Annotated in this window: 14 protein-coding genes; 4 read left to right on the top strand and 10 right to left on the bottom strand. The window is 32.8% G+C overall.

Features of this window, described 5'->3' with window-relative positions:
- Positions 1–22: 22 nt before the first annotated feature.
- The 3 genes from bioD to BXY80_RS03405 are packed head-to-tail and all read right to left on the bottom strand — an operon-like array spanning position 23 to position 2,207.
- Positions 23–640 (bottom strand): dethiobiotin synthase, encoded by a 618-nt coding sequence (gene bioD, locus BXY80_RS03415; protein ID WP_120199805.1) that lies wholly within the window; start codon positions 638–640, stop codon positions 23–25.
- Positions 637–1,050, bottom strand: coding sequence for a putative signal transducing protein (locus BXY80_RS03410; RefSeq protein WP_120199804.1), 414 nt, complete (start codon positions 1,048–1,050; stop codon positions 637–639). The genes bioD and BXY80_RS03410 overlap by 4 nt, the downstream gene beginning before the upstream one ends.
- Positions 1,047–2,207 (bottom strand): aminotransferase class I/II-fold pyridoxal phosphate-dependent enzyme, encoded by a 1,161-nt coding sequence (locus tag BXY80_RS03405; RefSeq protein ID WP_120199803.1) that lies wholly within the window; start codon positions 2,205–2,207, stop codon positions 1,047–1,049. The genes BXY80_RS03410 and BXY80_RS03405 overlap by 4 nt, the downstream gene beginning before the upstream one ends.
- A gap of 131 nt (positions 2,208–2,338) precedes the next feature.
- Between BXY80_RS03405 and BXY80_RS03400 the strand changes: the two genes are divergently transcribed.
- Both BXY80_RS03400 and BXY80_RS03395 read left to right on the top strand, forming a co-directional pair.
- Positions 2,339–2,860, top strand: coding sequence for a DUF2975 domain-containing protein (locus tag BXY80_RS03400; RefSeq protein WP_120199802.1), 522 nt, complete (start codon positions 2,339–2,341; stop codon positions 2,858–2,860).
- Positions 2,861–2,862: 2 nt separating this feature from the next.
- Positions 2,863–3,069 carry a helix-turn-helix domain-containing protein gene (locus tag BXY80_RS03395; RefSeq protein ID WP_120199801.1) on the top strand — a complete coding sequence of 69 codons (207 nt, stop codon included), beginning with the start codon at positions 2,863–2,865 and terminating at the stop codon, positions 3,067–3,069.
- A 64-nt stretch (positions 3,070–3,133) separates the two neighbouring features.
- Here BXY80_RS03395 and BXY80_RS03390 read toward each other — a convergent pair whose 3' ends face one another.
- The 7 genes from BXY80_RS03390 to BXY80_RS03360 form a co-directional block, all read right to left on the bottom strand.
- On the bottom strand, positions 3,134–3,409 hold the full coding sequence (locus BXY80_RS03390) for a F0F1 ATP synthase subunit epsilon (protein ID WP_120199800.1): 276 nt from the start codon (positions 3,407–3,409) through the stop codon (positions 3,134–3,136).
- 80 nt (positions 3,410–3,489) lie between these two features.
- Positions 3,490–4,998, bottom strand: a complete 1,509-nt coding sequence (gene atpD, locus BXY80_RS03385) for a F0F1 ATP synthase subunit beta (RefSeq protein WP_120199799.1) — start codon at positions 4,996–4,998, stop codon at positions 3,490–3,492.
- A gap of 169 nt (positions 4,999–5,167) precedes the next feature.
- On the bottom strand, positions 5,168–6,814 hold the full coding sequence (locus tag BXY80_RS03380; RefSeq protein ID WP_120199798.1) for an SGNH/GDSL hydrolase family protein: 1,647 nt from the start codon (positions 6,812–6,814) through the stop codon (positions 5,168–5,170).
- A 20-nt stretch (positions 6,815–6,834) separates the two neighbouring features.
- The gene (locus tag BXY80_RS03375; RefSeq protein ID WP_120199797.1) at positions 6,835–9,660 is read right to left on the bottom strand and encodes a TonB-dependent receptor; all 2,826 of its coding nucleotides are present in this window, start codon (positions 9,658–9,660) and stop codon (positions 6,835–6,837) included.
- A gap of 217 nt (positions 9,661–9,877) precedes the next feature.
- Positions 9,878–11,725 (bottom strand): glutamine--fructose-6-phosphate transaminase (isomerizing), encoded by a 1,848-nt coding sequence (gene glmS / locus BXY80_RS03370; RefSeq protein ID WP_120199796.1) that lies wholly within the window; start codon positions 11,723–11,725, stop codon positions 9,878–9,880.
- Between the two features lie 5 nt (positions 11,726–11,730).
- Positions 11,731–13,368, bottom strand: coding sequence for a DUF4270 domain-containing protein (locus tag BXY80_RS03365; RefSeq protein ID WP_120199795.1), 1,638 nt, complete (start codon positions 13,366–13,368; stop codon positions 11,731–11,733).
- A 12-nt stretch (positions 13,369–13,380) separates the two neighbouring features.
- On the bottom strand, positions 13,381–14,190 hold the full coding sequence (locus tag BXY80_RS03360; protein WP_120199794.1) for a glycogen/starch synthase: 810 nt from the start codon (positions 14,188–14,190) through the stop codon (positions 13,381–13,383).
- Between the two features lie 110 nt (positions 14,191–14,300).
- Here BXY80_RS03360 and panC point away from each other — a divergent pair, with 110 nt between their 5' ends.
- The gene (gene panC / locus BXY80_RS03355; protein WP_120199793.1) at positions 14,301–15,152 is read left to right on the top strand and encodes a pantoate--beta-alanine ligase; all 852 of its coding nucleotides are present in this window, start codon (positions 14,301–14,303) and stop codon (positions 15,150–15,152) included.
- A 13-nt stretch (positions 15,153–15,165) separates the two neighbouring features.
- Positions 15,166–15,516: an aspartate 1-decarboxylase gene (panD, locus tag BXY80_RS03350; protein ID WP_120199792.1), complete on the top strand. Its 351-nt coding sequence runs from the start codon at positions 15,166–15,168 to the stop codon at positions 15,514–15,516.
- Positions 15,517–15,519: the final 3 nt, after the last annotated feature.

Genomic DNA, 15,519 nt, shown 5'->3' with positions numbered 1-15,519 from the left:
TTTGTGTGACCCTGAAACAAGTTCAGGGTGACGTTAATTTACCTTTAAGCAATTCGGCATATTCTTTAATAACGTTTTTATCAAAGTAAGGCTCTTCATTAATTCTTCCTATAATAGGAACCTTAGTCATTTTCTGAATAATAGCCTCTGTAGTTTCATGTTCGTTTCCACTAAAAAGTATCGATACATTAAACCCTTTTTCTTGAAGAAGTTTTATGGTTAAAAGTGTATGATTTATACTTCCTAAGTAATGGCGAGAAACAACAATTACATTATAATTTGGTTTTATTAAATCTAATATGGTTTGCGTATTATTGATAGGAACCAATAAGCCACCTGCACCTTCTATAACTAAATTATTTTTAGTTTTAGGCTCAATAATATCTTTCGTTTTTATTGATACACCATCAATATCTGCAGCTGCATGAGGACTCATAGGTGTATTTAAAACATAAGCACTATCATGGAATTTTGATTTGTTATTAGAGATTAATCTTTTTACAACGTGCGAGTCTGAGTTATTAACTTCTCCTGCTTGAATAGGTTTCCAATAATCTGCCTGTAAAGCTTCAGTTAAAATTGCTGAAACTACAGTTTTGCCTACGTCTGTTCCAATTCCTGTTATAAAATATGTTTTCATTTAGTGTTAAATTCGGTTTTACATTGGTCACATTTATACTTATATCTTGTGTGAAAAGGAAGTGTTCCAAACAGAAAACCAATAAGAAAAGCAAAAAAGGATTTTAAACTTGTTATGGTTGAAAACAATTGTATTTTTTTGCTGTTACAGTTTGGACATTCCATTTGATTGCCATCATCATCAACCGAATATTTTTTTATGGTTTGTAATATGTTTTTTGCTTCTGTTTCTTGACTTGATAAAACCTTAAGTTTAACGCCTCCAATAGCATTACTTATTAATGGGTCTGTATCGATAGTTAAGTTATCTGATAAAAATACTTGAATCCCTTCTGCCTCTAAGCGACCTTTTATAATTTGAGCTTCTGAGGAGTATTGAAATTTTGCAATGGTTTTAAATGTTTCATTCATACATTTACAAAAGTACTTAACAGATATAAGATATCTGCGATTTCTTTTTCAGAATTATAAGCATGTAAACAAAACCTTAAACGTTCTTTTTCTTTAGGAACAGTTGGTGACACTATTGCTTTTACATCATAGCCTTTGTTTTGTAATTGACTTGCTAAATTTTTCACATTTTTATTTCCTGGAATAATACAGCTTTGAATTGCGGAATCACTTTTAATAAAATGCTTTTCTAAGTTTTGCTTTTTAAGTTCAGATTTAAAATATTGAATATTGCTCAGCAATTTTTCAAGTTCTGATGTGATTAATAATTCATTATAGGCATTTAAAATTGTTGCTAAACTATGAGGAGGCAAAGCGGTTGTGTATATGAACGAACGAGAGAAATTAACGAGATAATCTTTTAATTTTTGATTTCCTAAAATTGCAGCGCCATGACATCCAAGTGCTTTACCAAAAGTTATAAGTCGTGCAAAAACGTCTTTTTCTAATCCTAATTTTTGAATTAATCCAACACCATTTTTCCCACATACGCCAACAGCATGTGCTTCATCTACAATTAAATGTGCGTTATATTGTTTGCTTATTTGTGATATAGTCGCTAAATCTGGTGAATCTCCATCCATAGAAAATACAGATTCGGTTACAATGTACACTTCGACATGCTCAGTGTACGATTCCTTTCCGTTAGAAGTAGTACGAAGAATCTGTTTTTTTAAATCATCTAAATTATTGTGTTTAAACTTATATGCTTTTGCATTAGAAAGCTGAATGCCATCTCTAATTGAAGCATGACAATATTCGTCATATAAAATCAAATCACCTCGTTGAGGTATACATGAAAAGAACCCTAAATTAGCATCATAACCCGAGTTGTAAATTAGAGCGGCTTCACAGTTATGAAAATAATAAAGCGTGTTTTCTACTACATCATATAACTTATGATTTCCAGAGAGTAACCGAGAACCGGTTGCTCCATTTTTAACGATATCATGTTCAATTAAATAATCGTGTGTTTTATTAAATAGGGTTTTAGATGTTGAAAACCCTATGTAGTCGTTTGAAGAAAAATCGACTAAACTATCTTGCGTACCGAGTTTACGCAAAGCATTTTCTTGTTCACGTTGACTAATTTTTTGTTGAAGTTTTTTAGGAAACATTAAATCAAAGATACAAAGAGCTTTAAGCTTTTTAAAGCTAAAGCATTTAAATATATTTTGCTATTATATTTATAAAAATTATTGTTTATCAATAATTTTATTATATTTGTTATCGATAAACAATAATAAAAATGAAAAATAAAACAGAAAAATTACTCAAAGGCATGTATTTTATCACCTGGTTGGTTTTTATTGGGCTAATGATTAAAGCTGGAGCTATACTTATATCTTATTTTGTAAGTATAGGTAATAGTGAGGTTTCTAAAAACTTATTTGACGGATTAGATTTGTTGGCTTATAGAGACTACAGCTTTATACAATATTCGTTTATTGTAGGCTACAAAGTACTGTTATATGCTATAGAAGCTTATATTGCTTTTTTAATTATAAAATTATTAAGCCAACTAGATTTACAAGAGCCATTTAATAGCAAAGTGCAAGTGCTAATACAACAAGTAAGTTATAGTATTTTCTATTTATGGGTTTTGGCTATTATACATAATGCTCATGTTCAGTTTTTAGGAAAAAGACATGGTTTTTCGATGGATTTATTCTCAAGTGATTTCATTTTTCTTGCAGGTATCATTTTTATTTTCGCGCAAATTGTAAAACGAGGTATTGATATTCAAACCGAAAACGATTTAACCATTTAAGTATGTCAATTATTGTAAATCTCGATATTATGCTTGCTAATCGCAAGATGAAAAGCAAAGAGTTGGCAGCAATTATTGGTATAACAACAGCTAATCTCTCTATATTAAAATCTGGAAAAGCAAAAGCTATAAGGTTTTCTACATTAGAAGCTATTTGTAAAGCATTAGATTGTCAGCCAAGTGATATTTTAGAATATATAGAAGACTAAAAATTAAATAAAAAAGCCAACGCATTGCGTTGGCTTTTTTATTTATTGAGTTCTAAAGTTAGTATTAGTCTGCTAATACTATAACTTTATTATCTTTCATTTCTATTGTTCCTGAGTTGATTGCCAAAGAAACACCTTTATCAGATTTTGTAAACTTTGCTTCAACCTCTTCGTCAAGTTGAATGTTTCCAAAAACCTTTACATGTCCTTCTTTTAATAAAGATACAATAGGTGCGTGATTGTTTAACATTTCAAATTCGCCATTTACTCCAGGAACCGCAACGCTAGTTACTTCTCCGCTAAATAAAGTAGCTTCAGGTGATACAATTTCTAAATACATAGTTTATCAGTATTCAGTATTCAGTATTCAGTACTCAGTGGCAAAACTGCTAACTGTGTCTGCAAACTGCCTACTAGTTTTTATGCTTCAGCAAGCATTTTATCTCCAGCTTCAATAGCTTCTTCAATAGTTCCTTTAAGGTTAAACGCCGCTTCTGGTAAGTGATCTAATTCACCATCCATAATCATGTTAAATCCTTTTATAGTTTCTTTAATGTCTACTAAAACACCAGGAATTCCTGTAAATTGCTCAGCAACGTGGAAAGGTTGTGATAAGAAACGTTGTACACGTCTTGCTCTACCTACAGCCATTTTATCTTCTTCAGATAATTCTTCCATACCAAGAATAGCAATAATATCTTGTAATTCTTTATAACGTTGTAATAACTCTTTTACACGTTGTGCACAATCATAATGCTCATCACCTAAAATATCTGCAGTTAAGATACGAGATGTAGAATCTAATGGATCCACAGCAGGATAAATACCTAACTCAGCAATTTTACGAGATAATACTGTTGTTGCATCTAAGTGAGCAAAAGTTGTAGCTGGAGCAGGATCGGTTAAATCATCTGCAGGTACGTAAACCGCTTGTACAGAAGTAATAGATCCTTTTTTAGTTGACGTAATACGTTCTTGCATCGCACCCATTTCTGTTGCTAATGTAGGTTGGTAACCTACTGCAGATGGCATACGACCTAATAATGCAGACACCTCAGAACCAGCTTGTGTAAAACGGAATATGTTATCTACGAAGAAAAGAACATCCTTTCCTTGTCCATCACCAGCACCATCTCTAAAGTATTCAGCTATAGTTAATCCTGAAAGTGCTACACGAGCACGAGCTCCAGGAGGCTCATTCATTTGTCCAAATACGAAAGTTGCTTTAGACTCTTTCATAGCAGATTTATCAACTTTAGATAAATCCCATCCGCCTTCTTCCATAGAGTGCATAAAATCATCTCCATAACGGATAATTCCAGATTCTAACATTTCACGGAGTAAATCATTTCCTTCACGAGTTCTTTCACCAACTCCAGCAAATACTGAAAGTCCACCGTGTCCTTTCGCGATATTGTTAATCAACTCCTGAATTAATACTGTTTTACCTACACCAGCACCACCAAATAAACCAATTTTACCACCTTTTGCATAAGGCTCAATTAAATCGATGACTTTAATACCAGTAAATAATACTTCAGTAGATGTTGATAAATCTTCAAATTTAGGAGCTTGTCTGTGTATTGGTAAACCCGCATCGCCAGTTTTTGGTAAATCTCCAATACCATCAATAGCATCACCAATTACGTTAAATAAACGACCATAAACATCTTCACCAATTGGCATTTGAATTGGAGCACCAGTTGCTGTAACTTCTGTTCCTCTACTTAAACCATCTGATGAGTCCATAGCAATAGTACGAACTGTATCTTCACCAATGTGAGATTGTACTTCTAATACTAAAATAGAGCCATCAGCTTTTTTAATTTCTAATGAATCGTAAATTCTTGGAAGCTCAGAACCAGCTCCGAATTCTACATCGATTACTGGACCAACTATTTGTGCAACTTTACCTGTAACTTTTGACATTACTTATTTGTTTAATGTTTTTGCTAATATTTTTACGAAAAAATCTGTTTTTTTCGCGCTGCAAATATAGTGGTTTAATTTAATTTCCACATCAATTTTTTTGCTTTTTTAAGTATAAAAAAACGCCTTCAATTTGAAGACGTTTTTAATTCTATTTTTTATACTTAATCTATTGTAAAGTAGGTGAGTAATTTGTTGGTAAATCATTAGCAGGTGGAGTATTACCAGAAGCTATGAAATTTGATCCAAAAGCTTCATCAATTGTAACTAAAAACTCTCTAGCCATTAAGCCATATCCTCTAGATGTTAAATGAACACCATCAAGACTTATTAAACCTCCAAACACTAAATCTGTAGTCATCATAAAATCATCATAAGGATAACCAGTTGTTGATGCTTGTTCTAAAACAGATTTTAGATCTGCTAAAGCTACATTGGGATTACTGTCTGTAACAGATACAATTGTAGCATTATAAGCTGAGGTTGCGTTTGCAATTGCAGTTTGCTCTTGAGGTGTTAGCACCCATTTATCTTCTAATGGAAGTGTTATGCCTTCAACTGAAAATTGCCCTGCAAGCGCAGGAGGTAGCGACATTGCTAAAGTTGCCGCATAATCTTGGTTTACTGTTCCAATAACAGAGCCGCTTGATAAAACTAATAAATCATTTTCTGTAGCTTGTCTAGCTTGCCCATAAGTAGCTCCTAAATAAGCGGCTACTGCTGGAGCAGCAGCAGCAGGTAGTCCAAACTGTCCAATAAATGCTGCAAAAGCAGGATCTGGACCTAAAGTAGCTGCTATTGCACCAGATAAGTCAGTTAAATTTTCATCTTTAATTACCACTGGATTAGTTTCTGTAGTTGAAAATGTAATAATACGCGATGGATCTGCCACAGCAAATATTTGGTTTAATGCGCCATATACTTGATTTAATAATGGAATTTGAGCTACAAGATCTGCGCCAGTATCTGGATTATTTGGATCTAATGGATTGTAAGGTACAGTTGTAAAGTGAGATAAACTTGTAATATCAGGAACATTAGTAACTACACCTTTAGCTCCATTTTGGGTTAATGCAGTTACCATACTTGTAAATGCACCAGCAAATACATTAGGGTCGGTTATATCATTAGTAGCATATGTTGATGGATCTATATTTCCTGTTTGATCAACACCAGTTCCACCAGATGTAGCATATTGTAAAATATCATTTCCACCGACTTCACTTAATGTGAAAAACGTTGGGTTTTGAGCTAAAGCATCACCTATAACTGTTGAAGTAGCTCCAGATGCTATTCGCGTGTAATAAGGATTAAAAGCTGCGTAACCAGGTGTTACTAAATGAAAGCTTTTTGCTCCCGGAATTCCAAAATTATTAAAATCACTACCAATGTTATTCCCAGCTTCAGATGTAATAGGAGGTACCGGTAAATTTTGACCTGCTAAAAATGCATCTAATGGGACTGGTCCTGCACCACCAAAAACTAATCTGTAACCAAAAGGAGTTGGTGCTCCACCAGCTAAAATTCCACCAGTATTTTCATCTAATAATGGCTGAGCAAAAGTACCGCCACCAGCAAAAACAAATTGATCTGATAATAACTTTGGAAATGAGTTTTCTTGACTAGCTCTAAATAAAGCTCCATCAGTAAATCCTGCAGTGAAAGATGCTCCAACTGCAACATAATTTGAGAAATCAGCTGTTCCAGAAATTAATGCTGGTAAGGGATCGGCTGAAGGAGGAAAATCATCATCGCTTTCACAAGCATTAAAACCTATTAAGATAACAAGCAGCCATATATATTTTATATTTTTCATTTCGAAGTAGTTTTTATTTTTTATAAGTTATTAATAGTCCATGACACGTAGTATTGAGATCCGACTAATCCGGTTCCTACAGCGGTAAAATATTCATCTTGCAATAAGTTTGAAACACCTGCTTTGAACGTTGATTTTAAACTTTTTACTCTATAATTGATTTGTGCGTCTATAACATGAAAAGCTGGTACAACACCACTTGCAAATGTAGCTTCCCATACATAAGTGTCTGACCATCTCCAAGCTACATTAAAGCCAAAATCTTTAAATAGGTTAGTTTTACCAAAAGAAGCTTTTACTTTATGTTCTGGCGTATTAAAGTTTGTTTGAAAATCAGGGTTTGCTTCTCTGTCAAAGTCTAATTTAGCATAAGTATAATTCATACCTAAGTCAAATCCGTTTAATACTTTGGTAGTAATCCCTATAGCAGCACCATAAGCGTTAACATCTGCATCTGTGTTAGTGTAAGTTCTATAAGCTTGAAATTCTTCATTGTCTAATGCAGCAAGTGCTAAAGGAATATTAGTGCCAGGTACATTTTGAGTTAATTCTACGTCGCCATAAAATGGAGCTACAACATCTACGGTTGAGATGAAATCTTGATATTGGTTTACGTATGCACTAAAGTCTATAATCACATTTTTTAATTTACCTCTATATCCTACCTCAAATGAGCTTACTTGCTCAGGCTCTACTGTTGATGGACTTGCTATTTCTAAATCTGCAGGATTCAAGGAGCGTGAAAAAGTAGCAGCAGAACTTGCAGTAAATGAGTTGTTATAAGCATTTGTACCACTAAATTGTATGTTAGAACCACCAATAATTGACTGACCTAATGGACTGGTAATTGGATAGGCTCTTAATTCTCTTTCAGGATTGTCTGGTGCTCCACCTAATAAAACGATACGACCTAAATTTAAACCGATATACAATGCTTGTGTGTCTGGATTTCTAAATCCTGTTTGAAAAGACGCTCTTACATTATGGTTTTTATTTTCACCTATATTATAACCAAACGATATTCTAGGTGAAAAGAAACTATCAAATAATTCAGATTTATCATAACGAAGAGAAGCTGTTACTTTCAAGCGATCTTCTTCTAAAAAGTTTTTTTGAACTTGAGTATATATACCCGTTTCAGAATAATCAATTGAACCAGAGGCGTCTGTGTAAACAGCTCCAAAAGAGTTTAAGCTATATCGTCTGTATGAACCACCAACTTGAATATCTGCAAAGTCGGTTAAATGGCTAAAATTATAATTAGCATCACCATGATAAATTTTAGATTCACTTCTAAGTTTACTACCAGTAAGAACATTAGAGTCTGTTGTAACAGTATTAAAAGCATTTTGAAATCCTGGAGTTCCAGGTTCTAAACGACCAGTATCAGCAACAACTCTTGCATTAGCATGGGCTTGATCTGCATTTAAACCAGCTAGGGTTCCTTGAACAAATGCTCCAGTATATTCTCCAAACCAAGTTTCATCATCTTTCCATTGTCGGTTTATGTTTAAGCCTGTAAAAACCATGTCATACGAGTCACCTGCGTTATCTGCAGTTATATAACCTCTTAAAAAGAAATTATCGTTTTTAAGTTCTAATTTGTGTTGCTGTAAAAAGAAGTTCTTAATATTATACCTGTTAGAACCTTGATATATTGTAGTACCAGAGCCTATTTTACCCACATATTGAATTTCAAAATCATTTTCCCATGGTCTAAAATATAATCCCCAATCTGCCTTAATGCTTTCTGCATTATAGTTTGTTAAATCAGCTTCTGCATATCCTGTTCTGCTTACGTTAATATCTGGAATTAACGCAAGTGCTTCTTGAGGGATCCTACCTAATTCAACTAAAGCATTTCCAACTGTTTGCATGTTTATTGAAGCTAATTCACCATAAGTATTTACACCATCATAATCTGGGTCATTTTCTCTAGTGCTATTTACGTCAACAAAGCCTCTGTCATCTTTACCAGCTGTGTTATTTGCGCCCCAATCGGTTCCTTTTAAATATGAAAAGTTAATTTTTGCGGCAAACTTCTCACTAAATTTGTAAGCTGCTCTAATGCCAAAATCTGTATAGTTATTATCACCAGAAACTTCTTGTGAAGTAATGCCTTGTTTGTAATATCCGCTGATACCATCATGGTCAAATGGGTTTTTACTTTGCATAAATAAAATTCCATTAAAAGCATTAGCTCCATATAGCGCTGATGATGCTCCAGGAAGAAGCTCAACACTTTGAACATCTGTTTCTATCATACCCAACAAGTTTCCTAATGGGAAATTAAGTGTTGGCGCGGCGTTGTCCATGCCATCAACCAATTGTACAAACCTTGTATTTGCAAATGTGGCAAACCCTCTCGTATTAATAGATTTAAAGGTTAAACTATTGGTGTTGATATCAACGCCTTTAAGATTTTCTAAACCATCATAAAATTCAGCAGATGCTGTATTTTTTATTTGTTTAAGACCGAAACGTTCAATAGTAACTGGTGATTCGAAAACACGTTCAGGCGTACGTGATGCAGAAATTACAACTTCATCTAAAGACGTACCTTCTACCATTGTAAAGTCTAGAGTTTGAGGATTTGTTGTTACTTCTTGAGTAACAGATTCAAATCCAACACTACTAACAGTTATAGAGAAAGGAGGCTCTTGATCTACTGATAATGTGAAATTTCCATCAAAATCTGAAATTGTACCAGTAGTTGTTCCTACAACAATAATGTTTGCTCCAGGTAAGGGCTGACCAGTGTTATCAATAACTTTACCTTTTACTGTTGTTTGAGCAAAAGTTAATGCACAACAAAACAGCATCATAATCTTAAAAATTGTTTTCATTTTAGGGAATTAGTTAAATTTAGTATAGCAATATAAATAATTATATGATAAACTAATGCATATTTCAAAAAAAAGTATGCACGCATAATAGTTTTTAACAAAAATAAAGCTATTTATAATATTGTTGTTTAAAGCAGTAGCGTTAGCTTCTTTAATTATTTGACTGTTAAATAATTAATAATACAGATTAGTGTATTTTAATAAGATAGTGTTGGTGCTATTCTACTGTTACAGACTTAGCAAGATTACGTGGTTGGTCTACGTTTTTATCTAACATAACTGCGATGTGGTAAGACAATAGCTGTAAAGGAATTGTAGTAAGTAAAGGTGATAAGCATTCTAGGGTTTCAGGAACTTCGATAACGTGGTCTGCTAGTTCTTTTACATGTTTATCGCCTTCGGTGACAATACCAATAATTTTCCCTTTTCTTGATTTTATTTCTTGAATGTTACTTACTACTTTTTCGTAATGCCCTTTTTTTGTTGCTATAACAACAATAGGCATGTTTTCATCAATTAAAGCAATTGGACCATGTTTCATTTCTGCTGCAGGATAGCCTTCTGCATGTATATATGAAATTTCTTTAAGTTTTAAAGCGCCTTCTAATGCAACAGGGAAATTATAACCTCGTCCTAAGTATAAAAAGTTTTTTACGTCTTTATAAATAGCAGCGATTGTTTTTACATAATTATCAGATTCTAAAGCCTTTTTTACTTTTTCAGGAATCAATTCTAATTCAATTAAATGATGTCTAAAGTCTGAACTGGAAATAGTTCCTTTTGCTCGTGCAAGTCTTAAGGCAATTAATGTTAAGACTGTAATTTGAGTTGTAAAGGCTTTGGTTGATGCAACACCAATTTCTGGGCCAGCATGTGTATATGCTCCAGCGTGAGTTTCTCTGGCAATGGATGAACCAACGACATTACAAACACCAAATACAAATGCACCTTTTGATTTGGCTAATTTAATTGCTGCTAAAGTATCTGCTGTTTCTCCAGATTGAGAAATAGCAATAACTACATCGTTTTCATTTATGACAGGATTTCTATATCTAAATTCTGAAGCGTATTCTACTTCTACAGGTATTCTTGCTAAATCTTCAAAAATATATTCTGATACTAAACCAGCATGCCATGATGTTCCACAAGCAACAACAATAATTCTATTTGCATTGAGGAATTTTTTCATATTATCCTCAACACCAACCATTTTAATAATGGCTTTGTCTGTTAAAAGGCGACCTCTAAATGTGTCAAGTATAGCATTGGGTTGTTCAAATATTTCTTTAAGCATAAAGTGGTCATAACCACCTTTTTCAATTTGCTCTAGGTTTATTTGTAATTCTTGAATGTAAGGATCAACTAAAGAATCATCTTTAATTTTTCTGATTTTTAAATCTTTATTTTTTCTAATAATAGCCATTTCTTCATCTTCTAGATAAATGGCATTTTTGGTATATTCTATAAAAGGTGAAGCATCACTGGCAATAAAAAATTCTCCATCTCCAACACCAATAGCAATAGGGCTACCTAACCTTGCTACTACTATCTCATTAGGTTTGTTTTTATCAAAAACTGCAATTGCATAAGCACCAATAACTTGATTTAATGCAACTTGAACAGCCTTGCCGAGTTTAAGACCTTCTTTTATCATTACATCTTCAATAAGATTAATAAGGACTTCGGTATCTGTATCTGACTTAAAAGTATAGCCTCTTTTTATTAACTCCTTTTTTAAGGAATCATAATTTTCTATAATTCCGTTATGGATTATTACTAAGTTTCCTGAGTTTGAATAATGTGGATGTGAATTTATATCGTTTGGTACACCATGAGTTGCCCAGCGTGTGTGACCAATACCTAGGTTTCCGTTTGTAGTAATTTGTTGTTCTAATTGTTGTTCTAAATCGGCTACTTTTCCTTTTGTTTTAGAGAGCTTTATATCTTTTCCATCATATAGTGCAATACCAGCACTATCATAACCTCTGTATTCAAGCCGTTTAAGGCCTTTTAATATAATTGGGTAAGCCTCTCTATGTCCAATGTATCCAACAATTCCACACATATTAATTAATTATTTGGGTCTGTATAAAAGATTTCTAAAGATACCCTTTTTTCTAAATCTGTGGTGTTATTACCGTAAAGAACTGTTCCGCGTGGTGTTATTATTGAGCTAGCAGGAACTCTTTCTTCTGAGTCATCACCTGTTAGAACACTAAACTGAGCATTGTTAGCCTCAATGTTTATGTTTCCTGAAACGACCAATCCGAGATTTACATTTGTAGAATCTTTTAATAATAAATTTTTAATATGCTCTGTGATTTGAATTTTATATCTAACACCATCACTTGTTGCGTTATCATTTTCACGTTCTAATCTACCTAAATGATTTATTCTTGAATCAACAGGACTAGATGTGTTTGCAGCATCTAAAAAATAATCTGCTAATGGAATGTTATTTTTTATATCATATAATAATATTCTCTCTGGTTCTTGGCTCGCATTTAAGTTAGCATTGGTGTTATCAACATAGAAAATAAGATTTGCTTCGTTAATAAGTCTTTTTGAAGCAATAAATTTTCCATTAACATCAGTTTCTACAAAATCGTTTTTAAAAGCTTCAAATGTATTGTCATTTGGGTCATTATTATCTATAATATCACCATTAAATAGTTTAATAACTGCCATGGATCCTTCACCTCCTTTTAAAAATAATTTCTCATCTCCATCAGTTTCATTGCCTACTGGAATAGGAAAATTAAGTTGTGATAAAAGATTAACTCTGTTTCCAGAAAATGTTAAAACATAAGTGTCTTTAATACGGTCGCCTCCAGTGGTTATTGGGTCGTTGGTGTAGTTTAATGTAATGTTCGCATTTGTTGAAGCTAAGTTTAATAGCATCATATTGCCATCATCTGGTGCAATAGGCTCAACTTTAAAGTAAATACCTCTAAAATAATCTTTAAAATTGTTTAAATTGCTAAGCTCTGGGTCATCTTCTTTGTCAATAATTTTTTGCTGCCAATAAGCTAAGTCCAATTCAATTCTAATAGCTGGTGCTAGTCTGCTTATAATTTCGCCATCTTCATAAATTGGGATTTCAAGAGGACTAGGTGTAAAACCGCCAGATGGAGTTTCGTAAATTAATACACTTTCTAGTTGAGAGGCGCTTATATTATCTATGGTTGTAAAACCATTACTAAAATAGTTTTGAACATCATTTATTGCTGAGCTTGGGTCAAAATCTCTTAGAAAATAATTATTCTCATAAACCGATAGTTTTATTGGAGAATTGCCAAAAACAGAATCAAGCGTATAAATTGTTTCTCCATCATCTTCTATACTAGTTGCTGTACTAAAAAAAGGAATGGTTAACACCACAGATTCTAATTGAGGGTTTTCACCAAAATCAGGACTTAGTAAAGAGGTGCTTACTTGAGTAACAATGCTAGCAGTTGTTTGCCCATATAAATCATCGTTATAAACGCCTAACATGTTTATGGGTAGATTGTTAGTTTGTACAGGATCTAGCTTTTTATTGTAAGTAATAACGTTAAATTTTTCTATCTCAGAGTTAAAATGAGTAGCATTATTATTATTTATAATATCAGATTCTATACTTGCAAAGTCTTTATCGCAAGCAATAAATGAACTTATTATTAGTGCAACTAATGTAATATTTCTTAGGGCAATTTTTTTATTTTTCATTAAAAGGGTATTCTAATTTAAAACTTCAGTATTATAAAATTCTGTATATGGTTCTGCAAATTCGTCAGGAGCATAATACTTTAAAACAGGTTTGTTTGAAGCTTCTAAATAGTCTTCAAGTTCTTTGGGTAATTCTTCAGAGCCTTTAATTAATGCATCAGAATTATCAATTGCAACTTTCATTAAATTATTATAAGTTGGTTTTTCAAGTGTTTTTACACGTTCTTCATCGATACTGTCAAATGCTATTTTCTTTATCATGTTTTTATCTAACGTTCCTTCAAAGCTTTGATTGTATATTGAGGTAACAATTTTGCTTTCTGTAAAAAGCGGCTCGTTTTTATAAAACTCTTTTAAGTACAGAGGTAGTAATGAAGCTAACCATCCGTTAACATGTATGATGTCTGGAGACCAGTTTAATTTTTTTACGGTTTCAATCACGCCTTTTGCAAAAAATATTGCACGTTCGTCATTGTCACTAAAAAGCTTGCCATTTTCATCTGTAAGCGTCGCTTTTCTTTTAAAATATTCTTCATTATCTATAAAATAAACCTGAATTCGTTCTTTAGGAATTGAGGCCACCTTGATAATTAGAGGCATGTCTAAATCGTTAATTACCAAGTTGATTCCTGATAGACGAATAACTTCATGTAATTGATGTCTTCTTTCATTTATATTTCCATAACGAGGCATAAATATTCGTATTTGCCCTCCTTGTTTGTTTACCATTTTAGGTGCTTCAAATGACATTGAAGAAATCTCTGTTTCTGGTAAATATGGCACAACTTCTGATGACACATACAATATTCTCTTATCTTTCATATATCTGTTCGTTTTGTAAATTATAAATAAAAAACATGCAAAATTACAAAATTTTATGCAGATTGCCAGTAAAATATTAAGTTTGCACGCTGTTAAATTTTTGTTATAACATGAATGTTTTTTATAATAAAATAGATTTAAATCATTGTCTTGAGACTTTAAAATCTCAAAAGCACTCTCTAGGTTTTGTTCCTACAATGGGAGCATTGCACCAAGGGCATTTAAGTTTGATAAAAAAAGGCTTGCAAAATAATGACTTTGTTGCTGTTAGTATTTTTGTAAACCCAACACAATTTGATAATAAAGAGGACTTAATAAAGTACCCAAGAACTTTAGAAAATGATGTTGAATTATTAAAAACAGTGTCAAAAAATAAAGTTTTTGTTTATGCTCCTACAGTTGAAGATATATATGGCGATAACATAAAATCCACTCATTTTTCATACGACGGATTAGAGCATGAGATGGAAGGCAGGTTTAGAGATGGGCATTTTGATGGTGTTGGCACTATAGTTAAACGCTTATTTGAAATTATAAAGCCCGATAATGCTTACTTTGGTGAGAAAGATTTTCAGCAATTAATGATTGTGAAAAAGTTAGCAGAGAAGTATAAGCTTCCTGTTAATGTTGTTGGTTGTGTTATACACAGAGAAAAAGATGGTTTAGCCATGAGTTCTCGTAATGTAAGATTAAAACCAGCATATAGAACAGCTTCGCCATTTATATACAAAACACTTATAGAAGCTAAAGCCAAATTTAAAAATGAGAGTACAAATAAAGTAACCAAATGGGTTACAGCTCAGTTTGAAAAGCATAATCTTTTAGAACTTGAGTATTTTATTATTGCAGATACTGAAACTTTAAAAACAGCGCAAAGAAAATCTAATAAAAAAACATACAGAGCGTTTATTGCTGTCTATGCAGATGATATAAGACTTATAGATAATATCGCACTAAATTAATTACCTTTACCACATGCAAATTCAAGTAGTAAAATCTAAAATTCATCGCGTAAAAGTTACTGGAGCCGAATTAAATTATATCGGAAGTATAACCATCGATGAAGATTTAATGGAAGCAGCAAATATTATTCAAGGCGAGAAAGTTCAAATCGTTAATAACGATAATGGAGAGCGTTTAGATACATATGCAATTCCTGGCCCACGAAACAGTGGAGAAATAACGCTTAATGGTGCTGCGGCTCGTAAAGTTGCAGTTGGTGATACACTTATTTTAATCACTTATGCGTTTATGGATATTGAAGAAGCTAAAGTGTTTAAGCCATCTTTGGTGTTTCCTAACGAGGCTACCAATTTATTAACGTAAATT

This window comes from Ichthyenterobacterium magnum, from assembly GCF_003610635.1.
In the GTDB taxonomy this organism is placed as follows: Bacteria; Bacteroidota; Bacteroidia; order Flavobacteriales; family Flavobacteriaceae; genus Ichthyenterobacterium; species Ichthyenterobacterium magnum.
Note: the sequence above shows the minus strand (reverse complement) of the source record. Positions and strands in the feature narration are given on the sequence as shown.